Source organism: Thermorudis peleae (genome assembly GCF_000744775.1).
GTDB classification, from domain to species: domain Bacteria; phylum Chloroflexota; class Chloroflexia; order Thermomicrobiales; family Thermomicrobiaceae; genus Thermorudis; species Thermorudis peleae.
This window is the reverse complement of the sequence record NZ_JQMP01000003.1, coordinates 494,218-519,053: the sequence shown is the minus strand read 5'-3', so window position 1 is coordinate 519,053 and position 24,836 is coordinate 494,218. Positions and strand designations below refer to the sequence as shown.

General features: G+C 59.0%; 27 protein-coding genes. 6 read left to right on the top strand and 21 right to left on the bottom strand.

The features are described from left to right. Positions 1–8 precede the first annotated feature (8 nt). Positions 9–1,307 carry a glycosyltransferase 87 family protein gene (locus N675_RS05365; protein WP_038038403.1) on the top strand — a complete coding sequence of 433 codons (1,299 nt, stop codon included), beginning with the start codon at positions 9–11 and terminating at the stop codon, positions 1,305–1,307. Here N675_RS05365 and N675_RS05360 read toward each other — a convergent pair. After that, entirely contained in the window at positions 1,297–2,631 is a 1,335-nt protein-coding gene (locus N675_RS05360; RefSeq protein WP_051914233.1) for a glutamine synthetase family protein, read from the bottom strand. The genes N675_RS05365 and N675_RS05360 overlap by 11 nt on opposite strands. 178 nt (positions 2,632–2,809) lie before the next feature. Between N675_RS05360 and N675_RS05355 the strand changes: the two genes are divergently transcribed. Then, positions 2,810–3,307 (top strand): hypothetical protein, encoded by a 498-nt coding sequence (locus tag N675_RS05355; protein ID WP_038038401.1) that lies wholly within the window; start codon positions 2,810–2,812, stop codon positions 3,305–3,307. On the opposite strand, the gene N675_RS05350 is transcribed toward N675_RS05355, so the two are convergent. Then, on the bottom strand, positions 3,304–3,666 hold the full coding sequence (locus N675_RS05350; RefSeq protein ID WP_479685944.1) for a hypothetical protein: 363 nt from the start codon (positions 3,664–3,666) through the stop codon (positions 3,304–3,306). The two genes, N675_RS05355 and N675_RS05350, sit on opposite strands and share 4 nt — an antisense overlap. Between N675_RS05350 and N675_RS05345 the strand changes: the two genes are divergently transcribed. Continuing rightward, positions 3,606–3,809, top strand: coding sequence for a hypothetical protein (locus N675_RS05345; RefSeq protein WP_038038398.1), 204 nt, complete (start codon positions 3,606–3,608; stop codon positions 3,807–3,809). The two genes, N675_RS05350 and N675_RS05345, sit on opposite strands and share 61 nt — an antisense overlap. Positions 3,810–3,917: 108 nt before the next feature. On the opposite strand, the gene N675_RS05340 is transcribed toward N675_RS05345, so the two are convergent. Further along, the gene (locus tag N675_RS05340; RefSeq protein WP_038038397.1) at positions 3,918–4,691 is read right to left on the bottom strand and encodes an ABC transporter permease; all 774 of its coding nucleotides are present in this window, start codon (positions 4,689–4,691) and stop codon (positions 3,918–3,920) included. 4 nt (positions 4,692–4,695) lie between these two features. After that, positions 4,696–5,688: a daunorubicin resistance protein DrrA family ABC transporter ATP-binding protein gene (locus N675_RS05335; protein ID WP_038038395.1), complete on the bottom strand. Its 993-nt coding sequence runs from the start codon at positions 5,686–5,688 to the stop codon at positions 4,696–4,698. 198 nt (positions 5,689–5,886) lie between these two features. Between N675_RS05335 and N675_RS05330 the strand changes: the two genes are divergently transcribed. Both N675_RS05330 and N675_RS05325 read left to right on the top strand, forming a co-directional pair. Then, positions 5,887–7,053 carry a thiolase domain-containing protein gene (locus N675_RS05330; RefSeq protein ID WP_038038393.1) on the top strand — a complete coding sequence of 389 codons (1,167 nt, stop codon included), beginning with the start codon at positions 5,887–5,889 and terminating at the stop codon, positions 7,051–7,053. Then, complete coding sequence (locus tag N675_RS05325; RefSeq protein ID WP_051914232.1) at positions 7,050–7,298, top strand: Zn-ribbon domain-containing OB-fold protein; 249 nt, start codon at positions 7,050–7,052, stop codon at positions 7,296–7,298. The genes N675_RS05330 and N675_RS05325 overlap by 4 nt, the downstream gene beginning before the upstream one ends. Before the next feature lie 205 nt (positions 7,299–7,503). Here N675_RS05325 and N675_RS05320 read toward each other — a convergent pair whose 3' ends face one another. Next, the gene (locus N675_RS05320) at positions 7,504–8,412 is read right to left on the bottom strand and encodes a VOC family protein (protein WP_038038392.1); all 909 of its coding nucleotides are present in this window, start codon (positions 8,410–8,412) and stop codon (positions 7,504–7,506) included. Between the two features lie 91 nt (positions 8,413–8,503). Beyond that, positions 8,504–8,998 (bottom strand): cupin domain-containing protein, encoded by a 495-nt coding sequence (locus N675_RS05315; RefSeq protein WP_051914231.1) that lies wholly within the window; start codon positions 8,996–8,998, stop codon positions 8,504–8,506. A gap of 513 nt (positions 8,999–9,511) precedes the next feature. On the opposite strand from N675_RS05315, the gene N675_RS05310 reads away from it, so the two are divergent. Continuing rightward, complete coding sequence (locus tag N675_RS05310; protein WP_038038391.1) at positions 9,512–10,156, top strand: cysteine dioxygenase family protein; 645 nt, start codon at positions 9,512–9,514, stop codon at positions 10,154–10,156. 291 nt (positions 10,157–10,447) lie between these two features. On the opposite strand, the gene N675_RS05305 is transcribed toward N675_RS05310, so the two are convergent. The 15 genes from N675_RS05305 to N675_RS05240 form a co-directional block, all read right to left on the bottom strand. Further along, on the bottom strand, positions 10,448–11,524 hold the full coding sequence (locus tag N675_RS05305; protein WP_038038389.1) for an ArsR/SmtB family transcription factor: 1,077 nt from the start codon (positions 11,522–11,524) through the stop codon (positions 10,448–10,450). Positions 11,525–12,058: 534 nt separating this feature from the next. Further along, positions 12,059–12,280 carry a tautomerase family protein gene (locus tag N675_RS05300; protein ID WP_038038388.1) on the bottom strand — a complete coding sequence of 74 codons (222 nt, stop codon included), beginning with the start codon at positions 12,278–12,280 and terminating at the stop codon, positions 12,059–12,061. Then, positions 12,267–12,464 (bottom strand): hypothetical protein, encoded by a 198-nt coding sequence (locus tag N675_RS13995; protein WP_081886882.1) that lies wholly within the window; start codon positions 12,462–12,464, stop codon positions 12,267–12,269. Before N675_RS13995 ends, N675_RS05300 begins: the two co-directional genes overlap by 14 nt. A 130-nt stretch (positions 12,465–12,594) precedes the next feature. Further along, positions 12,595–13,425: an ABC transporter permease gene (locus N675_RS05295; protein WP_081886881.1), complete on the bottom strand. Its 831-nt coding sequence runs from the start codon at positions 13,423–13,425 to the stop codon at positions 12,595–12,597. 3 nt (positions 13,426–13,428) lie between these two features. Then, positions 13,429–14,256 carry an ABC transporter ATP-binding protein gene (locus N675_RS05290; protein ID WP_051914229.1) on the bottom strand — a complete coding sequence of 276 codons (828 nt, stop codon included), beginning with the start codon at positions 14,254–14,256 and terminating at the stop codon, positions 13,429–13,431. 157 nt (positions 14,257–14,413) lie between these two features. Further along, positions 14,414–15,406, bottom strand: a complete 993-nt coding sequence (locus N675_RS05285) for an amidohydrolase family protein (protein ID WP_051914227.1) — start codon at positions 15,404–15,406, stop codon at positions 14,414–14,416. Between the two features lie 17 nt (positions 15,407–15,423). After that, the gene (locus N675_RS05280) at positions 15,424–16,134 is read right to left on the bottom strand and encodes a class II aldolase/adducin family protein (RefSeq protein ID WP_038038386.1); all 711 of its coding nucleotides are present in this window, start codon (positions 16,132–16,134) and stop codon (positions 15,424–15,426) included. A gap of 17 nt (positions 16,135–16,151) precedes the next feature. Then, positions 16,152–17,153: a substrate-binding domain-containing protein gene (locus N675_RS05275; RefSeq protein WP_038038385.1), complete on the bottom strand. Its 1,002-nt coding sequence runs from the start codon at positions 17,151–17,153 to the stop codon at positions 16,152–16,154. A 93-nt stretch (positions 17,154–17,246) separates the two neighbouring features. Next, a complete protein-coding gene (locus N675_RS05270) occupies positions 17,247–17,963 on the bottom strand; it encodes an ABC transporter ATP-binding protein (RefSeq protein ID WP_038038382.1) in 717 nt (238 codons plus the stop codon). After that, positions 17,941–18,711 carry an ABC transporter ATP-binding protein gene (locus N675_RS05265; RefSeq protein ID WP_038038381.1) on the bottom strand — a complete coding sequence of 257 codons (771 nt, stop codon included), beginning with the start codon at positions 18,709–18,711 and terminating at the stop codon, positions 17,941–17,943. Before N675_RS05265 ends, N675_RS05270 begins: the two co-directional genes overlap by 23 nt. Further along, complete coding sequence (locus tag N675_RS05260) at positions 18,708–19,751, bottom strand: branched-chain amino acid ABC transporter permease (protein WP_156100823.1); 1,044 nt, start codon at positions 19,749–19,751, stop codon at positions 18,708–18,710. The genes N675_RS05265 and N675_RS05260 overlap by 4 nt, the downstream gene beginning before the upstream one ends. Positions 19,752–19,770: 19 nt before the next feature. Next, positions 19,771–20,628, bottom strand: coding sequence for a branched-chain amino acid ABC transporter permease (locus N675_RS05255; RefSeq protein WP_038038380.1), 858 nt, complete (start codon positions 20,626–20,628; stop codon positions 19,771–19,773). Positions 20,629–20,642: 14 nt separating this feature from the next. Beyond that, positions 20,643–22,010: an ABC transporter substrate-binding protein gene (locus N675_RS05250; protein WP_038038379.1), complete on the bottom strand. Its 1,368-nt coding sequence runs from the start codon at positions 22,008–22,010 to the stop codon at positions 20,643–20,645. A 70-nt stretch (positions 22,011–22,080) separates the two neighbouring features. Next, on the bottom strand, positions 22,081–23,067 hold the full coding sequence (locus tag N675_RS05245) for a VOC family protein (protein ID WP_038038378.1): 987 nt from the start codon (positions 23,065–23,067) through the stop codon (positions 22,081–22,083). Between the two features lie 89 nt (positions 23,068–23,156). Further along, positions 23,157–24,686: a 4-hydroxyphenylacetate 3-hydroxylase family protein gene (locus N675_RS05240; RefSeq protein ID WP_038038377.1), complete on the bottom strand. Its 1,530-nt coding sequence runs from the start codon at positions 24,684–24,686 to the stop codon at positions 23,157–23,159. Positions 24,687–24,836: the final 150 nt, after the last annotated feature.

Below are 24,836 nucleotides of genomic sequence, written 5' to 3'. Positions count from 1 at the left end.
GACGGCTTGTGACAGGGGCAACCCGCGGGTGGCTGAGTCTCAGCTGGCTTGCCGTCCTGAGCGGGTGCTGGTTCATCCTCACGCGTCGGTTCGCCAACCAACAGCCGGCAAGAGTCCACCGATGGCTGCAACTCGTCATCGTGGGCGCCATCACGCTTATCGTCCGAGCTGTCCCCGCGCTGTTGCTCCCCTCCGGCGCAGCCTTTGACACGACGTCCTACGCCATCGTCGGTAGCCTCATTCGCACCGGCCACGATATTTACACCACCCCGCTCGCTCAAGGTCGCCACCCCTATCTGCCCCTCCAGCTCTACGCCTATGCTGCGGCTCATTGGCTTGCGACGACGAAGGGATTACCCTTTGCCCCTTTAACCAAAGCCCCGCCGATTGTGGCCGATGGTATCATCGCGGTGACGCTCACCTGGCTTGGCCAACGCCGTTGGGATAGCTGGCATCTCGGGCTGTGGTATGCCCTCCAGCCCATTGCTATCTACGTCAGCGCCTACCACGGCCAGTTCGACGCCGAACCGGCGCTCGCCGGATTGCTTGCTGGCCTCGCTGGTGAAGCTGGTCATGGCACAGTTGCTGGTCTGTGGCTTGGGCTTGGCATTCTCCTCAAGCTCTGGCCAGCATTCTTCGCTCCGCTGCTTATCTGGCGTCTAACTCGATGGCAAGCCCGCGCCGCCGCAGCATTCAGCATTGCCATCGTCCCCTTGCTCGGCATCGCCTGCTACCGCTGGCTGTTTCCCGGATCATGGAGCGCGGTCATCACCCCAGCTCTCTCGTACGCTGGTGTACCCGGTTGGTGGGGCTATACCGCCCTCCTCCGATTAAGCGCGGTAGCGGCCCAGCACCCGATCGCGGCATTTCTGCAGCCTTGGCAACCAGCCAAACGCCTCGCACAAGCTGCACTCTTCGGGCGCTACGGAACGCTCGTCGCCCTTCTCCTCATCACGCTCTGGCTCATGTGGCGCCGAGCCCCGTTCCTGCACGCACAGCTCACGCTCACGCTCACGTTCTTGGCAACGACCGCCGGATTTGGCGTGCAATATCTCGTCTGGCCGGTCCCGTTTGCGCTCGCCGCCGGCTACCGTCGCCCGCTCCGCGCCTACACCGCCGCGTGCCTCATCCTGCTGCTCGGCGCCAACCTGCTCGGCTTACTCCAGCCCCAACTTCACAGCTTCCCACTCGTGCGCAGCGACGATACGGTTCGCGCACTCGGCATCCCTGCCTGGCTGGTCACACTTGGGTGGACCGTCCATTGTCTGCGCCACCGCGATCACACAGCAGCCAAGATCAGTAGATAAACCGATGGCGTCGAGCAATCTCTTCCGGCGACAGGTCCGCGCATGCCGCTGCTTCTGAGCGTCGTACAGCCAGGTATGACGTCGCCAACGCCGGCCCAAGTGCATCGAGCAGCAACTGGTCACGCTCCAATGCATCCAGCGCCTCATCAAGTGAGCGCGGCAGTGGCGTAATTCCTCGCGCACTGCGCTCAGCCTCTGGCATATCAGCTGGATTGATCATGACTGGCTCCCCTGGATCAAGCCCACGTCGAATGCCGTCCAGTCCTGCCACGACCAGCGCACCGAGGGCAAGATAGGGGTTGCTTGAGAGATCAGCCGGCTTGAACTCCAGGTTGATCGTCCCCGCCAGATCATGCCGATACGGTGATGCAACACGCACCGGCGCCTCTCGGTTATCCGGTCCCCAACAGCGAAAACCAGAACTCCAGGTATTCGGCTGGAGGCGCTGGTAGGAATTTACCGACGGCGTCGTCAATGCCAGCACCGCCGGTAGGTGCTCCAAGATCCCCGCAATAAACTGCCGGCCCATCGCGCTCAACCCCAGCGGCTGGCTCCCATCCCAGAACGCGTTGCGCCCATCTGTCGTCCATGCACTTATATGGATATGGCCGCCATTCCCGGCCTGATCGAGAAACGGCTTCGGCGCAAGCGAGGCGCGCAGTCCATGCGCGTGGGCTGCTGCACGAATCGTCTCCCGCACGAGAATCTGTCGATCAGCCGCAGCAACGAGCGGAGCGTGCTGCACTGAAATTTCATGCTGCCCATGTGCAAGCTCAGGATAGTACTGCTCAGGGATAATCCCCTGAGCCTCCAGCCACGCAAAGAGATCATCAATCACTGCCTGGGCTGCCAGCATGCCAGCCGTCGAAAAGCAGAGTGTCGGATCCAGTGGCGCATCAACCGGCGTAATCAGACTGAATTCGTTCTCAATGCTCGCACGGAACATGAGCCCCATGTCCGCCGCCTGCTGTGTCACACGCTTGAGGAACGAGCGGGGGCACGCCCCCCATGGTTCACCTTCCTGCGTGCAGAGGTCAACCAACAGTGCAGCAGTATGTGGTGCATAGGGCAGCACAACAAACGTTGACGGATCGGGCATCAGCCGAATCTCACCCACCGGCCCCATACCTTCAACCCGCTGTAATTGGTCAAACGCGTTCATCGCTTGCATCGCCACCGTCAGGCCGATTCCCGAGTGCAAGCGCGCCTCGAGCGCCGAGATATGCGTCGCCTTACCACGCACTACCCCACCGTTGTCGCAGTAGAGAAAGCGGATAAGTCGCACTCCTGAGGCGTGGGCACTTGCCATCACCGACGCCGTCATACCCCTCTCCTTTCCCTATTTCCCCTTAACCGATCTCTCGAACAGCGTGCGCTTCACTGATATTCCACCCGATCCGTAAAGGCAAATGCCAAACCTGCCAACTCACATGAACTGCTCCTTGCTCCGCGTAGAATCAGACAGGACAGAGCGCGGCGCAACGCCGTGGGAAGGAGAGGAGATGCGTCAACGGTTGCTTTGGGGATTCACCCTCATCCTCATCGCCAGCCTGACATTGGCCTGTAGCAAAGCCGCACCACCCACACCAACACCAACCCTTGCCGGTACGCCGCTCTCGCTTACTCCTGCGGTGCCGCCATCCCCGACTCCAACACCTGCTCCAGCCCCATCACCAGCCCACGTTGACGTGAGCAAACTCACCCTCATCGATGAATGGCGTGAGAACGCTGTCCCACGCTACCCAGGAGCGCAACGTGGCAGCTTCGAAACGTTTTCCACTCAGGTCAAGAACGGGGGCATCATGCTCTTCCACACCACCGATAGCCCAGAGCAAGTTATCGCGTTTTACCGCGGTGCGCTTACGCTGCTCGGCTGGCAGGAACAGCGAGCCGATGGCCATCAAGTTGTCGCGCGCCGTGGACCAGTTGCCTTAACCGCTGTTGCTACCGGCGGCACTGGCAACACAACGATCATGCTCATCCTGACCGACGCAACCTAACCTTCACGCCGAAACACCAGCCGTACCGTTGCCCCAACGCCGAGCCCTGCGAGCCCTCCAAGCAAGGCGCCCAGCCGCCCCAGATCACTCGGCTGCGCCGGTACACCAAGCAATCCCTGAAAGAGCGCAGCCAGCGGCAGCGGAAACAGCAGCCATCCAATCGCGACTCCGACGAGCAGTGACAGCCCAAGGATGGCCAGTTCTATCAGCGGATCGGTTGGCGTAACACGTGGCGCAGGCTTGGACTCTGGCGATAAGCCAAGGAGCGTGGTGACCGTCTCCTCAGGCAGCGACATCGATGATTGGCCAGTGGGCACCGCCGCTCCACATGCTGGACAGACTCTTGCATCAGCTGGCAGCAGCGCATGACACCATTGGCACCGTGCAGATGCAGCGTGTGGCGATACTGGCGACATTGCTCCGGCTCCTCGTTCTTCTCGCCCAGCTGACTAACACGCATATCATCGGCAACATCTCGGTCGTTGGCAACGCTCTCCAGTAGCATGATGTCAGCACTGCCGCGTACCGCATCGCACACAAAAATATGACCGTCCTGCCTCAGCAATCGTGCTGCAACAGGACGGCCTTGCTGAGATTCAAGCTGCGCGGCTTAGAGCGCGCGTTGGTAGCGCCGAAAGGCGAGCGTCGCCAGGAGGCAGCACACAATCGTAAACACTGCCAACAACGCCAGCCGCGTCAGCACCATCCCACTGTCGGTACCGAGCGCTGCCCCCCGCGCCGCCTCAACAGCCCAGTTCACAGGGTTAATCCGCGCAAGCGCCCGGATCCAGCGCGGCATGAGCGGCGCTGCAATGAACGCTGTCGAGAGGAACGTGAGCGGCATGCTCAAGAAGTTCATGACCGCAATCAACGTCTCTTCCCGTCGTGCCAGGAGACCAACACCACACGACAACGCCCCAATACCCGAAGCTAACAACGCGGCAATCAGCATGACCGAGATCAAACCAAGTGCCCCACCATGGAAGCGTGCCCCTAAAATCAGCCCAAGCGCAAGAATCAGCCCACTTTGTATCAGCACCGTCAGCGCTGTATGGAGCACCCGTGCCGCGATAATTGCGCCACGCGATGCCGGTGTTGCGAGGAGCCGACTCAGCACACCTTGGTCATGGTCATCGATCATCGACATGCCCGCCCAGCCGCCGCCAAAGAATGCAGTCATGATCATGACACCCGGGGTTAAGAACGTGATGTAGGAAGTCGTCTGAAAGCCCGGCAACTCAACAATCCGACGGAAAAGCTGTCCGTAGAGGCCAAGCCAGATGATCGGCTGCACCAGCGACACGGCAATCCAGATCGGTAGTCGTAGCGTCCGCAGGATCTGGCGCCAGGTCAGCTGCCACGTATCCCACAAAAACCAGCTCATCGCCTTACCATCCCTTCGTACCAGCACCAGCGAGCATCTCCGATGCCTCACGTTCGTCTTCGAATCGCCGGCCTGTATGGTGGAGATAGACATCGTCAAGCGATGGACGATGCACCGCCGCCGTCTGGACCGTGATCCCCGCACGCTCCAACGTCGTCACCAGTACAGGCAAGGCGCTTGCGCCGTGAGGCACGCGCGCGATTACCGCTGGACCATCAACAATGACCGTTAGCACCTCTGGCAAGCCTGTAAGCACCGACCGCGCCATCGCTGTCTGCTCGCGACCAACTTCGAGCGTTACCCGATCGCCCTGCAGTTCCGCTTTGAGCTCCTCCGGCGTGCCTTCTGCCACGACGCGTCCATGATCGACAATCGCAAGCCGGTCGCAGAGCCGGTCCGCTTCATCGAGGTAATGCGTCGTCAGCAAGATGGAGATCGACTGCGCCGCACGAAGCTGCAACAAGATTTGCCACAGCGCAGCTCGCGCCTCTGGATCGAGCCCCGTTGTTGGCTCATCGAGGAACACCACAGCTGGCCGGTGAATCAAGCCAATCGCAATATCAAGTCGCCGCCGCATTCCGCCAGAGTAGGTATTCACAATCCGGTCAGCTGCATCAGCCAAACCTAGCCAGGTGAGCAGCTCGTCAGCCCGCTGCCGCGCCTCTCTCGCTGGCAAACGCTCTAGCCGTGCCTGCAACAGCAAGTTCTCCCGTCCAGTCAACCAGCGGTCCACGCCCGATGCCTGAGCAACGTAGCCAATCTGTCGCCGCACCTGTTGCGGCTGCCGCACCACATCAAACCCAGCGATCCGCGCGGTCCCACTATCCGGCAGGGTCAATGTCGCCAAAATCCGCACGGTTGTTGACTTGCCAGCGCCATTGGGCCCAAGCAGTCCAAAAATCTCGCCTCGCTTTACCCGAAACGACAACCCGTCGAGCGCCTGTACACCATTGGCATAGCGCTTGCGCAACCCTTCAACAACGATGACCTCATCCATGCAACACCCCTTCCCAACGCTGCATCGTTGTACCGTCACAGAGCATAGCAATAAAAATGAACAATGTCAAGAAAATAATGAAAAAATGAAATCAGCCAATGAACATCATCCCGCTACGCCAGCAGCGCCGCAGTGTGCTACGCTCATCCTGGGCAATCAGCCTTACCGCTGGCCCACGCAGCTGAACAGGAGGAAGCCATGCGCGCTGTCGCAATTGTCGGTGCCGCCGAGACGAAATTCGGCAAACTCGAGCAATCCTACCGCGAACTCGCTGCCGCCGCCGGACGCGCCGCGCTTGCCGATGCCGGCGCGCGCCCTGAAGACATTCAGGCCCTCTTCCTCGGCAGTTATTCCCCCGGTACCTTCATCCACCAAGAGCATGTTGCGCCACTCGTCGCCGCCGAACTTGGTCTCCCGCACGTACCAGCAACCCGTGTCGAGAATGCCTGCGCCTCGGGCGGCAGCGCATTCATCACCGCGTGCCTCGCTGTCGCCGCTGGCCTCTACGACGTCGTCCTCGTGATCGGCGCCGAGAAGATGACGGCAACGTCCACCGAGGAAACAACGCAAATCCTCGCTGAAGCAGCTGACTGGGAACGCGAGAGTGCCATCGGCCTTACGTTCCCAGGCGTCTTTGCACTCATGGCGCACGCCTACTTCTACCGCTACGGCTACACGCGCGACATCCTTGACGCTGTCGCGATCAAAAACCATCAGAACGCACTCGCGAACCCCTACGCGCAGTTCCACAAGGCCATCACCCGCGATGACATCGCCCGTTCGCCGCTCGTCGCCGATCCACTGACGCTCTACGACTGCTCGCCAATCAGCGATGGCGCTGCCGCCCTCGTGCTTGTCGCTGCCGATGCTGCACACCACTTCGCCAAGCCACCAGTACGCGTCCTCGGCTTTGGCCAAGCGTCGGATAGCCTCGCCCTCTTCGAACGCGCTGAACTCACGACATTGCCCGCAGCCCGCGAGGCTGCCAACCGGGCCTACCGCATGGCCGGCGTCAGCCCACAGGATATCGATGTCGCTGAAGTGCACGACTGCTTTACCATCGCCGAGATCATCGCCACCGAAGACCTTGGCTTCTTTGCACCCGGCGAAGGCGGAGCCGCTGCACTCGCTGGGGCCACCAGCCGTGACGGTCAGATCCCGATCAACCCAAGTGGCGGGCTCAAAGCCAAAGGCCACCCTGTGGGAGCCACTGGTGTCGGCCAACTCGCCGAGCTGGTTTTCCAGCTCCGTGGCGACGCTGGCGATCGCCAGGTGGAAGGTGCCGAAGTCGGACTCGCGCACAACATTGGCGGCTCTGGCGCAACGTGTGTCGTCACCATCCTCGCCAAAGGAGATGGGCGATGACCACATATACCATCCAACCCGGAACCCTTGGTCACGTCGTGAGTTACACGATCATTCGTGTTCCACCAGCGTCCTTTGCTGCCGAGGCCCCCTATGCCCTTGCCATCATCGAGCTTGATGGTGGCCAACGGCTCCTGGGCCGCGTCCTGAACTGGGAACACGGCGACCTTGCCATTGGCGCAACCGTCGAACTGCAGGGCTGGGATCCGAGCCGAGGGCCATTGTTCCGGCTCGTTCACCCCTAGCTCTCGGCGTTCACCCAGTAGGGAGAACCGTAGCGTTCAGCGGCCGGCCAAGCTGTTCGGCCAATGGTCACCCCCTGCGGCGTTACGAGCGTGGGCGACTGGATTATGTCACCTATCTACAAGCGCGACACCAACGAGCGCCAAACCGGCTCGTTTGCCCGGCTGACTGCAACGTCGGCGATCTCGCGCAGATCCACCCAGGCCGTTATGCCTGACCCACCGCACGCTGCAGCGCAGCAAGATCTAGCTTCTTCATCGTCAAGACAGCTTCCATGTGGCGCGTGATACGCTCCAGATCACCACTGGCAAAAACGTCGTGGATCAGCCGAGGGACGATTTGCCAGGAAATGCCATAGCGATCCTTGCACCACCCGCAGGCTTCAGCCTCAGGCACCGCCGAGAGCCGTTCCCAATAGAAGTCGATCTCTTCCTGCGTCTCACATTCGATCATCAACGAGATCGCCTCGTTGAAACTGAAATGGCGATCAGGTCCGCCGTCCATGGCAACAACCCAGGTCTCGCCTAAACGGAAATCGGAATACATCACCATTCCTTCGCTCTGGTTGGCGCTGCCCGCTGGATAGTGAAAGAGCTGACCCGGGCAAGAACCAGGAAACACGGAACGATAAAACTCGCCTGCTTCTTCGGCTTTACCCCGCACCGCCCCCGTGAAGAACAAGCACGGCACGATCACGGGCCGCGGCTCACCCCTCGGGTTGCTGAGGATCAGCTGCCACGAGACGCCATAGCGATCCTGTACCCAGCCATAGCGTTGGCTAAAAGACTGTTCACCAAGTGGCATGAGGACCTGTCCCCCATCACAAAGCACCTCCCAGAGGGCATCGAGATGCTCACGTGCGTGCTCATCTCGCGAGGGGTCAAAGTGCACAAAAAACGAGAGCGACGGGTTCGCCTGAAATGGCCCAGCGCTCATAGCCACAAACGGCTGACCAGCTAGCGTAAAGGCGGCCACGTCCATCGCCTCTGCAGCAGGCACAGGAATACGAGCCGCGTAGCGGATAGACGACTCAGGGAAATGCGCACAGTAAAACTCAGCCGCTTGCCGGGCATTCTGTGTCAGCCAGAGACATGGCACGAGCGTCGGAATCTTCATTGTCAACTCCCCTTTCACGATCGACGACTCCAGAGGTGCCACAAGAACGCAGGTGATGTCCAGGATGCTCGCCCCGATTACCTTCGATACGCTAGAGTTCGGCGTCCTCTAGTGCCAGCGGTGGCCCAAGCAGTTCCATGCCATAGGCGCGCCACAGTTCTGGATCTTGCGGTGGCATCGCGTTATATCGGGTAACCTCCCGGAAGAATTCGACCATGCGGCCCGCTGGCAAGAAGGCAATCAGGATCCGTCCTTGTTGGCCATGCCCAACGTATCCCCAAACATGCGGGACGTTGCGCGGCGCCAACAGCGCGTCGCCGGCACGCAGCACATACTGCGTAGTCCCAACCTCAACGAGGAACTCGCCTTCGAGCGCATAGAACCATTCATCCTGCTGGTCATGCACGTGCCGCCCGGGCCCGCCCCGTTGATGGAAGATGTTTTCGATCACGAGTGGATCATCCGGCCCTTTGGGCAAGACTTTGAACGCAATCCTGCTCACCCCTAAGCCCCACACCGCCCCAAAGGCATCTTCTCCGGCGACAAGGTAGGTCTTGGGGAAACCAAACGCTTCCCCTGCTCGCATGATGCCCCCTCATCAAGGTACACGACATGAACACGGCACCGAATCCGACTGCACCGTAGATCTCGTTCTGGACGAGAGCCGTCTCGCAAGCGTACCCGTTGTCAGCTCGCGACGCAAGGATGTTCCGCCGAAAGCACAATGGCGGACGAGGCAGCAAGACGATAGCCGTGTTGAAGCCTCGCCTCAGGTTACTTCGATCTCAGTGTCAACGCCACACAGCACCCCGGAGAGCGGAGCGGCGAGCACTTGACACCAGCGTAGAGTGTACGTACAATAGAAGCGTACGAGCTGTACGTACACCAAGGACGCGGAAGTGCGCAACCCGCTCCGCAGGAATACAACTCCCTCCCTCCCTGTACCCGGGGCCGTCATCGACGGCCCCGCCCCTTTGTTGAGCGAACGCCGTTCCATTGCCGAGGCTGGTATTCCCGTGCGATGAATGCCATGCCGCAATCCCACACGAATCGCGCATACTGAATTACCAAGGGCACATGCATCAGAAAGGAGCATGGAATGACCTGGTTCGCATCCCATCCTGACGATCAATGGTTTGTCGATGCCTTCGCCGTGCGTGAGCTCATCGCCGAAGCGCGCAAGATCATTGCGCAAGAGCCTGATCCCGCACAACGCGTCGCGCGCCTCCTTCCAGCATTCCAAGCCCTGCTCCGTCAGGAAGGCTGGCTCCCCGACGCCTTCGCGCAGCCCGATATGACAAGTGGCATGGGAAACGGCATCGGCCAGTACCTCCTCTTCCGTGCCGGCGATGGCAGCCTGAGCCTCTTCTCCCTGGTCGTCCCGCCCGGTGCCAGCACGCCCGTGCATGATCACCTGGCCTGGGGCATCGTTGGCCTCTACCGAGGACAACAGCGCGAGGACGTGTTTGCACTTGTCGAAGGCGACCCTGACGCTGGCCACGCACAACTGCAGCGCATCCGCGAGCGCCAAATCAATCCTGGCGAGTGCTATCCCCTCTTGCCGCCCGAAGAAGATATCCACCGCGTGACCACCATCTCGGCTGAACCGTCGGTCTCGATCCACCTCCTCGGCAACGACACTGGCTGCGTCTGGCGTCATCGCTACGATCCTGACCGTGGCACGGTCACCCCGTTCCGATCAGGCTATAGTAACCAGCCATGCGACCGTGATTCAGCACAGTGACCGGCCAGCACGCGGCATCAGACCCAAGCAAAGCAAAAAGGCCAGGCATGGAGCCTGGCCCTTCTGCTGTCCGAGGGGCAGCCACCAGGGGGTGGGCCGCGCCAGACCGTGGCCGAACCGACCTGGCGGGGTGAGGGTCAAGGAGGAGTAGCTCTGCCATGCAGAGCCACTGAGGGGTCGAAAGAGGTGATGCCGGGCCTGATCCAACGGCGGGATCAGGTGGCAGTCCTCGGCCGGAAGCGGCTGACCCTCAGACACGCACTATATTGTCGCACGGTCGCAGTACGACCGCTAGCCGATCTGTTCCAGCTCCTCGGCAATCTGCCGAAGCCGCTGGACGTTGATCGCGTAGTATTTCATCCCGTTGGCCGGCCGGACAGTCACAATACCAGCCGCTTCAAGCATCGCCAGATGTCGCGAAACCGCTGACTGGCTGATGCCCAACTGGCCAACGATCTCCTGGGCGTAGCGCTCGCCACCACGCAACAACTCGATAATCCGCAAGCGTGTTCCATCAGCGAGCGCGCGGAGTCCGGGCAAGAGATCAGGTGAAATCACCGAGCCTTCAGCCGGTTGCGTCGCAGCACTCGTGCGCTGGCAGTTAAAGTAGAGGATCAGCTCAGGCGGGTACAGGATGAACTGCACGAAATTACCAAGATGATAAGATGGACAAAACGTCACCCGCTCGACACGCGGCAGCGCCAGCTGCACTTCCTCCGGCAGACGATGGCCACTCAGCTCCTCGAAGGCAACTGCGACGCTTGAATAGGTCGTCGCCTTCGCCTGCCGCACTGCGCGCTTCATAACCGGCAGAACCCGGGCGAACTCCGCCGCATAGCGCTCCACCCAGAAGCGCTCAAGTAAGCGAATCGTCCGCTCCTTGAGTTGTTCAGGTGCACGCACCAGCGCGACGACCTCATCTAAATCGGCGCGCGTGATGCCGGGCTCAAAGAACGCCCGCCAGGCAGCTGCATCATCCGTGTCCGGCGGTGCCTCCAGGACACCACGGTCCTGATGCACCCGCAGCATCGCCTGAATCGCCATGCTTCGGTAGGCCCACGCGGGCAGGGACCGCAGATGAGCCAGATAGTCATCAAAACTGGCGGCGAGCCGCTCGGGCCGGAACGGATCAAACGACATCAACAGCTCTTCAATGTAGTAGAGCAGCCGCCCCGAAAACCCGAGCAAGGTATCGAGATCGTGCTCCCACGTCGCTCCAAGTGCTTGTCTCGTCTCGACCAGCCAGCGATCAAACCGGCGCGGGTCGGTAGCCCGAAAGACTAAGGAAATCACCGACGTCAGATCGAGCGGCACGGACACCGCAACATCGAGTTTGAGCGCCGGCCGGCCCACCAGTAGCTCGCCCATCCTGCCCTGGCCGGGCCTCCCTCGCTATGACGATATCAGCATAACCGAAAACCCTCACGCTGTCAACCCCTGATCCGCCGGTGTTTCCCCTCCCCACTGCTTGCCACGCGGCCGCCAAACACCCCAACTCGTTCCGCTGATCTCTACTACGCTTGTCCCCTCAACGCAGCCTCAACCGCGCTAACCCGCGTACATCAGCGGCGGCGCCCCATCAACATCGGTCAAGCAGCCCATCGCCACACCGTGTTGCCGGCGAGCCGCCCCGTGAGCGGCGTCCATGCACCCTCCCGCTATCGCAGGATCGACTCCAGGCAAGACCACGCGCCGCTTCACTGCGCACCATTCCCACCCACCACCACAGCGGGCAACCCTGCCCCGCCGACGCTGCCGCACGCACAGCGTTTCCCGCTCAACAAGTGATCGCTTGCTTATCACGCAGCAATTGGGAACATGATGAAGCGAGCAGCCGAAAGTCTGTCAGAACCGCGCCTGCGCCACCACCGGCTCCACGCCGCCCGTGCGCAGTGCTGCCCCTCACGACGTTGACTGCGCCTGCGTGCCCTCATCCACCTCATTCATCTCCGCAAGGAGCCCAAGACTATCCTCCGGCCGCAGATGCACAAACGCGAGCTGCAATCGCCCGGGCGGCGTCCCCAGAACCTCGCGGAAAATCTCCACCGCCGTCCGAGCAAACGCCCGCTTCGCCTCCAGCGACAGCGGCTCCTCTCGCATTGCCACCACCTCAAGCATTGGCATTGCGTTCCACCTCTCCGTTTGGCAAACGCAAACGCAACAATCGACGAGCATTCCCTTCATAAATGCGCTGTTTATCCTCAATCGAAGCAGTGAGATTATCGATCACACGCATCGTTTCCGCCAGGAAAACCTTTCCCCTTGCAAATCGAAGCGGCAGCACCTGTGCACACCACGAGAAGCTCACTCGTCCCCCCGCTAGCGAAACCGAGCAAAAGGCCACGGAGCACCTGCCGCCGGGTTATCGGCCGCATGGTCATCCTCCTCACCCTACAAGCCGACCAAACGAATGCGCACCGGTCTGCTCTGGATCTCCCTTAGCGACGCCCAGTTTGCTGCCAGGGAACCAAAAGTCGGCGAAGCAGATCAACAATCTGCACGCTCACAAACCCCAATACTGCTGTCACAAACAACGTGGCATACAGCGACGAGACCGAGAACGTCTGCCAGGCGCTCCACAAGAGGTAGCCAAGCCCATCGCGCGCCCCCAACATCTCCGCTAGCACCCCTAAAATCAGCCCAGTCCCCACACCCAGTCGCAGCCCCGCCAGCACTAACGGCAGTGCCCCTGGCAAGGCCACTGTCCGAATCACATCCCAGCGGCTGGCACCAAAAGTCGCTGCCACGTCAAAGTAAACCGGGCTAATTGCCAAGACCCCCTCCATAGCGTTGGTGACCGCGAGATAGAACACGCCAATCGCCACCATCGCCACCTTGGATCCCTCACCCAAACCAAAGATCAGCAATAGAAGCGGGAACAACGCACTCTTGGGCAACGGGTAGGTTGCTGCAATGATCGGATCAAGCGTCAGCCGTAGCCAGCGCCACAGCCCCATCGCCAGCCCCAGAAGTACCGCCGGTCCTCCACCAAGCACAGTCCCCAGCAGCACGCGCCACAACGTAATTTTGAGGTGATGGAGCAACACGCCCGTCGTTACCGCCTCCCAGAACGCTCGCACAATCGCCGTCGGCGCCGGAAAGAACCGCTGATCGACCAGACCAAGCCGCGCTGCCACCTCCCAGAGCACGAGCAGCACAATTGGTGACAGGATCTGCACCGCCGCTTCCGTCTTGGCTCCGGCCCGCGGCCGCCGCACCCGCCGCTGGGGCACTGTCATGCCTTCTAGCCGCGCGCTTTCTTCCACCATGGTCTACTCCTCTCGCGGCCCCTGCCGGACCTCCTCAGCAATGAGCTGCCAAATCGCTTCATACAGCTCCCCATAACGCGGGTCCGCCCGCACCCCCACCACATCCCGCGGTCGCGCAAACGGAATCGGCAGGATTTGCTTGACCCTCCCTGGTCGATGTGTCAGGATCAACACTGCATCGCCCAAAGTAATCGCCTCATCGATGCTGTGGGTCACAAACAACACCGTCTTCCGCTGCTCTTCACAAAGGGTCGAGACCTCCTGCTGGAGAATCGTCCGCGTCTGCTCATCCAACGCCGAGAACGGCTCATCCATCAAGAGCACCGCTGGGTCAACCGCAAACGCCCGTGCGATGCTCACCCGCTGCTTCATGCCTCCTGAAAGCTGATGCGGATAGGCGTGTTCGAACGAGCGCAATCCCACCTTCTGAATCCACTGTTCAGCAATCCGTCGCCGTTCCGCTGGCGGCACCCGCCGCAGGCGCAGGCCATAGGCCACGTTCTCCTCTACCGTCATCCAGGGAAACACGGACTGTTCCTGAAAGACCATCGCAAACGGCGGCCAGCCATCTGCACTGGGCTGCCACCAGACTTCTCCAGCATCCGGCCGCTCCAGCCCTGCCAGAATCCGCAACAGGGTTGTCTTCCCTCCGCCACTGGGTCCGACAATCACGAGGAAGGTCCCAGCTGGCACCTCAAAGCTCACCCCATCTAAGGCCTGGACTACTCGCTGGGCTGTCCGGAATGCCTTGCGCACGTCCCGTACCCGTACGGCAATGGCCGGCTGGTGCGCCTCGGTCTGTGCTCGGCTACTTGGCACCTGCAGCCCCATCACACCCTCTTCCTTCGCAGATCGCATCAGCACTACGGTATCGTGTCCAATACATCAACACAACCTTCACGTTCACGATATCGTAACCACAATCACTTCCTTCCTTCGTACAGGATCAGCAGAATTGTTCCTGAAACGGCAAAACGTGCATCGCTCGTCATACACCCGCTGGCGCAGGCTCCTCTCCTGAAGGTTCACTGTGCCCAGTCAGCGCACTGCCGAGGAGCGTCTGTACCCCATCAGTCACCTCTGCACTTGGCGGCCAGACGGAGAGATCAAAAGGATAATCCGATCCCGGTACGATCCGATCAGCCCCAACAACCGAGCGCAGAAAAGCAATCGCCTCAGAGCGCCAGAGCACCGTGTCGTACCAGAACCGCCGAAGATAGGCATGTGGCCGATCCTGCAACTGCGATCGCAGTTGTGGCCAGACCGCATACCCTTGCTCAAACCGCCCAAGTTGATATGGCAAGTAGCCGCCACCATGTGCAAGCAAGATGCGCACCTTGGGATAGCGATCCAGGATACCACCAAAGATGAGATCAACTGCTGCCACTGTCGTTTCCCACGGTACCCCGACAATATTGGGCACTTGTGGACGCCCTAATCGCGGATCTGTACTCAGCAGAGGATGGAGAAACACGATCGCGCCAAGCCGATCGGCTTCCTCCCAAAACGGAGCAAACATCGCATCACTCAGCAACCGCCCAGCACAGCCAGGGCCAAGAATGGCCCCGTATAATCCCTGCCCCATCGCCCATGCCAACTCAGTTGCTGCCTGCACTGGATCCTGCAATGGGACTGTTGCAAGTCCAAGGAGCCGTCCCGGAGCCTGCCGGCACCAGGCTACAACCGCATGGTTGTACAGATGGGCAAACTCAGCAGCCACCACTGCCTCAGCATCATAGAGAAACAATTGCGGCACCGGCGAAATCAGGCTGCACCCCACACCAGCTGCCGCTTGTTCATCGAGGAACGCTCGCAGATCCGAAAAGACAGGCTTCAGCGGAAACGGCCAGCGCCCTCCAATCGACAAAATCTCTGTACCATCGGCGCGCTGCTCCCATCGCGCACCCACGACAGCTGCATGCTCACGAAGCCACGCCAAAAGCACCGGCGGGATAACATGCGCATGACAATCAACGAGCACTGCTCTCTACTCCTTCTCTACTCCGTCCACGGGAGTGCACCACGACTCCGTACGCGCCGCACTAAAAACTCCCAGGCAGCATAAATCTGCCGTGGACTGTAGCAATGCTCCCGCTTCGCCCTGGCTTCGTCGTCACTCGACCAACGCTGGAGTGTTCCAGCCGACATTGCAATCAACTGCTTGCGACACGCACGATCAAGCAAGAGCGCCCGGAAGACGGCGGTCGGCACATCAGGCCCAACCGTAACAACACCGTGATGAACCAGAAATACCGCTGAAGCCTCCCCAAGGGTCTCGGCAAGCGCCTGCCCAAGCGCTTCCGTGGTAATCAAGTCGCCAGTCATCGTGAAACGCGGCACATCCGGTGGCACAAAAGCGGTCGCCTCATGAGAGATCGGACGAAGCGGCTCTCCGAGCGCAGCAAACGCCGTTGCATATACCGGATGCGCATGCACCACACTCTGAACATCAGGGCGACGCTTCAAAATTTCCGTATGAATGGGATACTCTGAATGCCGTGGCCGCGTGCCCTCAAGCACGCGGCCATCCCATCCAATCAAGATCACATCCGCGGGGGTCACTTCATCGAATCCAAGACCACTGGCCTTCATCCACACGCCGCGGCCAGCCGGGTCACGTAGCGAAACATGCCCCCAGATAAAGTCGTCCTGCTCCTCAAGCCCAAGCACGCGGCACCCAAGCGCAACCAGCTCTCGAGGATCTTCCAACGCTCGATCCCCTTCCTCTACACCACAAACTCCTCAAGTGTCGAGGGGGCAAAGAGTTCCTCAACCGAAAGGCGCCGACGAATCAAGCCCTGCTCATAGGCGTACCGCACAGCCGTCTCAAGTACATGGCGGTTGCGCGCGACACCATAGGACCAGTACTCTTCGCCAAGCTCCCCAACCGCTGCATCAAGCGCATGATGCAACCAGGGGAGCATCGTCATTACTACGTGCGTCTGCCGAAGATCCTGCCAGGCAAGTTGGCGCGCCTGTTCAAACGCCTCATAGAGATTGCGTGCAACCCACGGATAGCGTGCCAGTACGTCATTGCGAATCACGACAACATGCATGATGGGGAAGATCTTCGTCCGCTGATAGTACGCAGCTTCCACCTCTACCGCATTGGCAAACAAGCGCCTCACCCGTGGCGACCCACGCACAAACGCCGATGGCGCTCGTGGAGCAATGAGCGCATCAAGCGCTCCCTCTTCCAGGAGCGTATTCAACGTTGCTCCCGGCGGAAGAGGATGAAGACGCACCGTCGGTGGCAACTCGAGCGGCAGCTTTTCCTGACGCCCCGTTCGCTCTTCTCCGCCAACATACCATTCGATATCCTCAGGCCGCACTCCATAGTCATCCTGCAGAATGCCCCGCACCCAAAGGCATGCCGTCAGTTGGTATTCCGGCACACCAACCCGTTTGCCAATGAGATCCTGTGGACGTTCAATGCCACTCCCGACATGAACATAAATCGCCGAGTGGCGAAACATGCGCGACGGAAAGACCGGAATCGCCGTGAGTGCTGGTTCGCCACGGTCGCGAGCAATCAAATACGATGAGAGCGAAAACTCCGCGGCATCATATTCCGCAAACCGCGCCATCCGCCAAAACGTTTCTTCCACCACTTGAGGCAAGAGAACAAGATCAATCCCGCGTGGCACCACCCGTCCGTCTAGCAGCGGCACCACGCGATCATAACTGCTTATCGCGAGCGTTATGGTGACCCGATTGCTTCCCGCCACGATTCCAACCCTACTACCCCAAAGGGAAAACACCCGCCGATCCCGGCGGCTGCATCCGCGACACTGCAATCTGCTTCCCACACGGCGGAGAACTTACACCGCTACGCCAAGGTAGGTCGTCTGCACGACCTGATTGGCTTCAAGCTCCGCTGCCGTTCCACGCCAGACAATCTGACCATCCTCAATTACGGCAATCATGTCAGCGACCGCAAGCGTCAACTCGAGATTTTGCTCAGCAAGCAGAATCGCAATGCCATCGCGCTTCAACGTCTGCAAAATTTCACCGACTTGCGCCACAATCCGCGGCGCAAGCCCTTCCGATGGCTCATCGCACAGCAGTAACCGCGGCTGCGTCGCAAGTGCGCGAGCAAATGCAAGCATTTGCTGCTCACCACCGCTCAGCAAGGTCCCGCGGATTTTCCTTCGCTCACGCAGAATCGGGAAAATCTCGTAAATCCGCTCGAGCGTCCACGGAAAACGATCTCCGTGATTCGTTGAGCGCATAGCGACAAGCAAGTTCTCTTCAACACTGAGAGAAGGGAAAATCCGTCGCCCCTGGGGCACAATTGCGATACCTCGTCGAGCAATGAGATGCGGTGTCAACCCAACGATCGATGCCCCATCCCACGCAATATCACCTTGGTAAATTGTCGTCAGCCCCAGGATCGAACGCATTGTCGTGGTCTTCTCTGCACCATTACGGCCGAGAAGGCCAACAATCTGCCCTTGGTTAACCATTAACGAAATCCCCTTCAGGACAACGCTCTCACCGTACCCCGCGACGAGATCATGAATGGTCAGCGTGGACATTGCGCACCGCCCCACCCAAATATGCCGCTCGTGTCTGCGGATCCGAGCGAATCTCCTCTGGCGTCCCTTCTGCGATCACTGCTCCGTGATGCAAGACGGTGATCCGATCAGCAAACGCAAAAATGAGCCGCATCTTATGTTCAACAATCACAACGGTGAGTTCGCGCGGAAGCTGACTTAAGCGCTCGGCAAGGACCGCAACTTCTGCCTCGGTCAACCCAGCTGCTGGCTCATCAAGCAGTAAGACACGCGGCTGACGACTCATCCGCATCGCCAATTCCACCATCCGTTGATAGCCATGCGGCAAATGCCGCACTTCACGATCAGCAACGTCCTGCAATCCCCATAACTCCAACACCTGCTCGACCCGGTCGCGCAAGTACCCATCACGACGCGGCAACACGTGGAATCCCATACTCGCATGCCGCTCACGGAGCAGTGCAAGCTGCAGATTTGACCGCACAGAAAGATCGGGGAACACGCCCGGAAGCTGATTCGTCTTCAACAGCCCATGCTGAACCCGTCGGTGCGGAGGCAGCTTCGTGACATCGACGCCAAATAACTCGATTGTCCCACGCGATGGACGCAGAAACCCCGCGATAATATTCAGCAGCGTCGTCTTCCCCGCCCCATTTGGGCCAATGAGAGCCCGCCGCTCTCCAGCCGACACCGTCATTGACACCTGATCAAGGATCTGGAGCCCACCAATACGCTTGGTAATCTCCGTAACCCGTAACGCTACGCTCATGGCACTCGCTCCTGATGGCTCGTAGCCGATTCAACCGACTGAACAGGTGTCAACGACTTGGCCGCCGACACCAACGGTTGCTGCCCACGTTGCTTGCGACGCACCTGACTGAGCCGCCCTGGCAGCGTTGCAATACCTCCGGGCAGGAAAAGCACGGTCACCACGAAGAGCAACCCCAAGACCAGAAGCCACCGCTGGGTCCATGAACTGACTTCATCCCGCAATAAGATCACTAGCCCAGCTCCAATTGCCGGCCCCCAAAATGATCGGCTCCCACCCAAAATAACCATGACCAGAACTTCAGCTGAAAGCGCAATCCCAAAATAGCTTGTCCCCACAAAGCTGGTGAGGAAGGTATACAAGCCACCAGCAAGCGCTGAGAGAGCCCCGGCAATAATGTAGGCCAAATACTTCAACCACCAAACCGGATGTCCTAAGCCTGCGGCAACGAGCTCATTCTCGCGCACTCCTTGCAAGGCCAGCCCAAAGCCTGAATTCACTAACCACGCAAGGATCGCTATGCCAATCCCAACGCAAACCAAGGAGAAGTAATAAAACGCCGTCGTTCCACGCAAGACGTCACCAACCAACGGCAGGGTCGGCCGTGCAATGCCACCAAGGCCATTGTCACCACCCGTAATTCCCGGCAGAAACCAGGCTACGCCAAACAAGACCTGAGTGAGGGCTAACGTGAGCATCAAGAAATACGTCCCCGTCGACCGCAACACGACAGGCCCCGTCACCAGCGCTAACACCGCACCAGCACCAATTGCGGCAAGAAGCGTCACTGCCGAGTGCAGATTGAAATCCTTTGCCAAAATCGCCACACAGTACCCACCCATACCAAAGAAGGCTGATTGCCCAAGCGAAGCCAGTCCCGTATACCCTAAGAGCAAGTTCGTGCTCATCGCGAAAAGCGCGAAAATCACGATCTCCGTGAGCACGGTCAGGCCATAACTACCAAGAGCCAGAGGCGCTCCAAGCAAGAGCACCCCACAGACGGCTAGTACCAGGGAATGAATAACCTCTCGCCGTTGCATGAACCACCCCTGTCTTACGTTAGATGTATCGACCACGGAAGCCTTGCGGCCGTACAATCAGCACAACGGCCATGATGGCATAGATAATGAAGAAGGATGCTCCCGGCCACCGCATCCGCGCAACTGAATCCAAAATGCCAACAACGAGACTCGCCAAAACCGAACCGGAAATCGACCCAAGTCCACCTAACACGACGACAATCAAGGCCATGAGCAGGACATCTGAGTCTGTCCCTGGCGCAACACCCAGCAACGGCGCTCCCAGCGCCCCGGCAAGGCCCGACAGAAACACTCCGACAGTGAAAATCACAGCAAAAACCACTCGAGTATTAATCCCCAAACACTCACACATTTCGAGATCATCAACACCCGCGCGCACAAAGGCTCCCCAGCGTGTTCGTTCAATCAGCAGCCACAGCACCAGCGCTAAGATAATCCCGATCACAATCAGGCCAACACGGTACAGTGGCACAACCGCTCCCAATACCGAAATCGAGCCCCGCAAACTCGCTGGTGGGCGTAGACGCAGCGGATCGCCACCCCAAATGACCCGGGCAAGATCCTCCACGATATACATCAACCCAATTGTCAAACAAACCTGCAGTAACTCTTGCCGGTGAAGTCGCTGCAGAATCGTCTGCTCAATAGCCAGCCCAATGAGCCCAACCACAACACCGCCGATCAAGACGGCCAACCAGAAACTCATCCCACGGTGCACGATCGAAATCGCAAGATACGCCCCGAGCATGTAAAAGGATCCGCTCGCCAAATTCACGAAGCGCATCAAACCAAAAACAATCGAGAGGCCGACTGCCACTAAAAATAAGAGGCTGGCGTAGGAAATCCCAATCGCTCCAATGCCAATGATCGTCTGCACGCTCGCCTCCCTATCTAGTAGGAGAGATCATCAATGTTGTCGTACTTGTACAGCACGACATTCCCAAGCCCACCGCTCGGCACATGATCAACCTTGCGAATGAAGACGGTGAGCACAACATTCTGTGTTTGAGGATGAAACCGGAATGGTCCAGCCGGACCCGTAAACTGCACATTCTTCAGCGCTTGCAAAAACGCCTCCGTATTTTGGACTCCCCCAGCCGCCTTCACGGCTTCGACAATCACTCGCCCAGCCAAATACCCCTGATAGGCAAATTGATTCGGAATCTTCCCATATTTCTGTTGATAAGCGGTGACAAACGCTTTGTTTTCCGGTGAGTCATACCAGGGAGTGTAATGGAGCGACGTGACAGCCCCAAGTGCTGCATCGCCCTCTTGATCGAGATATGCCTCATCAACCAAGTCGCCAGCGCCGATTAACGGTAGCTGCCCCTTCAACCCAAAATCGTTGTATTGCTGAACAAATCGCACCGCATCAGCACCAGCATAGAACGCCCACACCGCATCCGCCTTCGTTTGCTGAATCCGCTGCAAATACGGCCCAAAATCGGCGGTGTTGAGCGGCGGATACACCTCCGCAACGACTTGCCCGCCTGCCTTTTGAAACGCTGCCTTGACCGCATCAGCCTTCTCATGTCCCGCTTGAAAGTCCGATGCAGTAATGATCAATCGTTTATAGCCAAGATTCTGATAGGCATATGGAGCAAGTGGCCACTCATATTGCCCATTGGCGAACGAGACACGGAAGATGTATGGACTCCGCTGGTTGGGATCACGCGTAATCGCCGCCGCACCAGCATTGGAAATAATCAGGGGTAACTTGCGCTGGGTCACATAATCACGGACAGCAACAGCCACTGGCGTCAGATTGATCCCCGTCAAAATCTGCACCTGATCGCGCTCCGCGAGTTGGTGGACTTTGGTTACCCCCTGATCGGTATTCGTTGCATCGTCCTCGACGACAAGCGTTATCGGGTGCCCTGCCACAACGTTGTTGACTTCATCCAACGCCAGCTTCAGACCATTCAGCATGTTTTGCCCCAGTGAGGCATAGACCCCAGAGAGAGAAGCGACGTAGCCGATCTTAATCGCTGCCCCACCTGCTTGCCCGCCCGGTGTTCCACTCGATGCAGCCGTTGGCGTTGTCCCACCAGCCGGAGAGGGTGTCGCCACAGGACTCGCCACCGCTGCTTTTGTTGGCGTCGGCGATGCCGAGGCTGCCGATTGACCTACCGTTGGTGTCGGTGTCGCACTCCCACTGCACGCGCTCAGCAACCCAGAGAGCGCTGGAACACAGAGAGCAACAACACCCCGTAACACTTGCCGACGAGAAAATCGCACCACTCCGCGGGGCTCGTCCATGACGCCTCCTCACCCACCAGCGAAACACCGCCCAACCAGGCACTCCAGGCATCACCTCAGCATCAGCGCGCTAGCGTTCGACCAGCACGCGCTCCGGAGTCGCATAGGTGTAGAACGATTCAGGCATAGTCGATGCACCAATCCACAGGGTACTGGCGTACAAATCTGATTCGTTTGAGACATCCCAGACGACTGTGTGCCAATCGGGGTCGAAGATCAAATAGCCACTGTCACCGAAGAGCTCAATGCGATTCCCCCCAGGCTCAAAGAGGTAGAGGAACATCCCCTGGGTTGTCCCATGCTTGCCCGGGCCAGCTTCAATCCGAATTCCCCAGTCACGGCAGAGGTCAGCAACATCGTAGAGGTTTTGTGGATAGCCATACCAGTAGGCCACATGGTGCAATCGATTGCCCTGGCCAGTTCCGTCACGCATGATGGCAATCTCATGCACCAACGGGCTTACACTCAGCCAAGAACCAACTTTGCGCCCATCAGCGCCAAGCTTGATCTCGCGCACCTTAAAGCCGAGCTGCTCGCACAAGAACGCCTCGTTTTCCTCAACACTGCTGACAAAGCAGTTCACATGGTCAATCCGTCGCACTGGCACCCCGCGCGACGGACGGCGCTGGGGCCGGTTACGCAGCGGGCTCTGCTGTGAAGCAGGTGCCTGGTAGTACTCCAAGTCCCAAAGTAATTCCATGCGATGGCCATCCGGCAGATGGAAACGATAGGCACGACCTTGACCGAGTTCCCCGTGCTCAAACCATCCATCACCCAATCCAGCGGCCGCCAGTTGCGCAGCCGCCTCATCCAACAGTTGCGGGGCCGAGACGCGCCACCCCACATGTCCTAACCCAGCATGCTCCCATGCCGTGAGCTTTAACGTCCAAAGATAGAAATCCTCATAGGCCCGTAAATAGATCGAGGACCCCTCACGCGCAACCTCGGTCATACCTAAAATCTCGGTAAAAAACCACAAACTCTCTTCAAGCTTTGGCGTTAGCAACTCCACATGCGCAAGCTGAGCTACCGTCGGTAATGTGACGGTTACTGGCATGGCCTTTCGCTCCTCTCCCACGACACCCCCAAACAGATCCCACGACACCCAAACAGAGACACAAAGCCGGCAGGTTATCCACTGCCGGCTTACGACGCGTCCGTTGGCTCCCATACCCAGTGCGGATCTCGCCACCCCTCAAGGTCATACTGCGACAGACACTCGTCAACCAGCGCCTTCCACTCACCCATCAACCCGCGCTGCTGCGCCCAGGCAAGCGGATCAAGATATTTCTGCTCATGGTTCCCCGCGTAATTCAGTTCATACAACCCATGCCGACCACCAAATTCTGAATACACTGCATCCCAAATGAGCTTGTAGAGCTTGCTCCGCTCCTCGGCACTCATGCCCGTTCCACGCAGATACCGATCCAGCAGCGGACGCACTTCTGGATCCTGGAAATCACGGTAGCTCGAGACATTAATGATCGGCGCTCCTCCAAGAATACGCTCGAAAATCTCGCGGATGCGATCCCACGCAAAGTTGGTGTAGACGCGCGCTGCCGCAGCATATTCGAGCCGTGGCACCACTGAGCCACCAAGGCTCGGCTCCGGATCACTCACCATTGCCGTGATCACGGCCCACAAAAGGTGCCGGAGCGCGATTAACTCACCGACAAGAACCTGATTCCCCCGAAAGTCGGCTGTCCCATTGCACTCGAGCCCCTTTTGCAACAAGCCGATCATGAACTCAACTTTGATTGCAAAGCGGATCGTCGTCTGCAAATTGAAGCGATTGAAAAACCCAGAATCCGCGTAGAATTTCTTTGCCTTTTGCACATCGCGATAGACCAGCACATCTTCCCAGGGGATAAATGCATTATCCAAGACTAGGAACGCGTCGTTTTCATCAAATCGGCTTGACAACGGATTATCAAAGGGACTTTCGGCTCGCAATTCATAAGAGGCGCGGGAAATCAGATACTGCCGTGGGTTATCCATGCGCACAAAGAAAACCAGGGCAACATCTTCGTCCCGCCCCTCCTGTAACCGAGCGGCACTGCCACTGTTCACCCCCACAAACGTGGCATGGGTGAGTGCCGACGCAGTTGCAACCTGTTTTGCTCCACTGACGATAATGCCACCATCTGTTTCCTTCACGACATGCATGAACACATCGCGCACTTCGCTCGGTGGCCGGTTGCGGTCAATCGGCGGATCAACGATCACGTGGTTCATAAAGAGCACCTTAGAAGCACACTCTCGATACCAGCGCCGTGCATTATCCCCGAACGGCGCATAGTAATCAGGATCGGCTCCCAGCGTCGCCATAAACGAGGCTTTATATTCCGGCGTTCGGCCCATCCACCCAAAGCTCATGCGCTGCCACAGCGCAATCGCATCAGCTGCTTCCTTTAAATCCTGTGGTGAATAGGCTGGAGCGAAAAATTTGTGCGTCAGAATGCCCTGCCGGTCAGTCTTCACAAGCACATCACGCGTCGCCGAGTCATGCAGCGCATCATAGAGACGTGCCACGGAGCGTGCTGCGTTGCGAAAGGCTGGATGCGTCGTGACATCCTTGACCCATTCACCTCGAAAATAGACGCGCCGCCCATCGCGGAGACTCTCAAGGTATTCATCCCCCGTCAATGGACGAGTCGTCGCCACCACTTGTTCCATGCTTGCACCTCTCCTCCTGGCAACGGCTAACCGCGCCAGCACTGCCCACCTTCGGAATCTGCCCACTTCTTAACGGCACACGCCGGCAGTGTCAAGCAATGCTTCCAATATAGATGAACGAAGTCAGTTTTCAGCATAGTTGAACAAAAC

Bases quoted from the DNA above. Each gene is read 5' to 3' on its own strand.
- N675_RS05310 (WP_038038391.1), top strand. From the start codon at position 9,512: ATGACCTGGTTCGCATCCCATCCTGACGATCAATGGTTTGTCGATGCC.
- N675_RS05340 (WP_038038397.1), bottom strand. From the start codon at position 4,691: ATGAGCTGGTTTTTGTGGGATACGTGGCAGCTGACCTGGCGCCAGATC.
- N675_RS05325 (WP_051914232.1), top strand. From the start codon at position 7,050: ATGACCACATATACCATCCAACCCGGAACCCTTGGTCACGTCGTGAGT.
- N675_RS05250 (WP_038038379.1), bottom strand. From the start codon at position 22,010: ATGGACGAGCCCCGCGGAGTGGTGCGATTTTCTCGTCGGCAAGTGTTA.
- N675_RS05245 (WP_038038378.1), bottom strand. From the start codon at position 23,067: ATGCCAGTAACCGTCACATTACCGACGGTAGCTCAGCTTGCGCATGTG.
- N675_RS05240 (WP_038038377.1), bottom strand. From the start codon at position 24,686: ATGGAACAAGTGGTGGCGACGACTCGTCCATTGACGGGGGATGAATAC.
- N675_RS05270 (WP_038038382.1), bottom strand. From the start codon at position 17,963: ATGTCCACGCTGACCATTCATGATCTCGTCGCGGGGTACGGTGAGAGC.
- N675_RS05345 (WP_038038398.1), top strand. From the start codon at position 3,606: ATGATTGGCCAGTGGGCACCGCCGCTCCACATGCTGGACAGACTCTTG.
- N675_RS05305 (WP_038038389.1), bottom strand. From the start codon at position 11,524: ATGGGCGAGCTACTGGTGGGCCGGCCGGCGCTCAAACTCGATGTTGCG.
- N675_RS05295 (WP_081886881.1), bottom strand. From the start codon at position 13,425: ATGGTGGAAGAAAGCGCGCGGCTAGAAGGCATGACAGTGCCCCAGCGG.
- N675_RS05290 (WP_051914229.1), bottom strand. From the start codon at position 14,256: ATGGGGCTGCAGGTGCCAAGTAGCCGAGCACAGACCGAGGCGCACCAG.
- N675_RS05360 (WP_051914233.1), bottom strand. From the start codon at position 2,631: ATGACGGCGTCGGTGATGGCAAGTGCCCACGCCTCAGGAGTGCGACTT.
- N675_RS05260 (WP_156100823.1), bottom strand. From the start codon at position 19,751: ATGCAACGGCGAGAGGTTATTCATTCCCTGGTACTAGCCGTCTGTGGG.
- N675_RS05355 (WP_038038401.1), top strand. From the start codon at position 2,810: ATGCGTCAACGGTTGCTTTGGGGATTCACCCTCATCCTCATCGCCAGC.
- N675_RS05320 (WP_038038392.1), bottom strand. From the start codon at position 8,412: ATGAAGATTCCGACGCTCGTGCCATGTCTCTGGCTGACACAGAATGCC.
- N675_RS05330 (WP_038038393.1), top strand. From the start codon at position 5,887: ATGCGCGCTGTCGCAATTGTCGGTGCCGCCGAGACGAAATTCGGCAAA.
- N675_RS05335 (WP_038038395.1), bottom strand. From the start codon at position 5,688: ATGGATGAGGTCATCGTTGTTGAAGGGTTGCGCAAGCGCTATGCCAAT.
- N675_RS05300 (WP_038038388.1), bottom strand. From the start codon at position 12,280: ATGCCAATGCTTGAGGTGGTGGCAATGCGAGAGGAGCCGCTGTCGCTG.
- N675_RS05265 (WP_038038381.1), bottom strand. From the start codon at position 18,711: ATGAGCGTAGCGTTACGGGTTACGGAGATTACCAAGCGTATTGGTGGG.
- N675_RS05315 (WP_051914231.1), bottom strand. From the start codon at position 8,998: ATGCGAGCAGGGGAAGCGTTTGGTTTCCCCAAGACCTACCTTGTCGCC.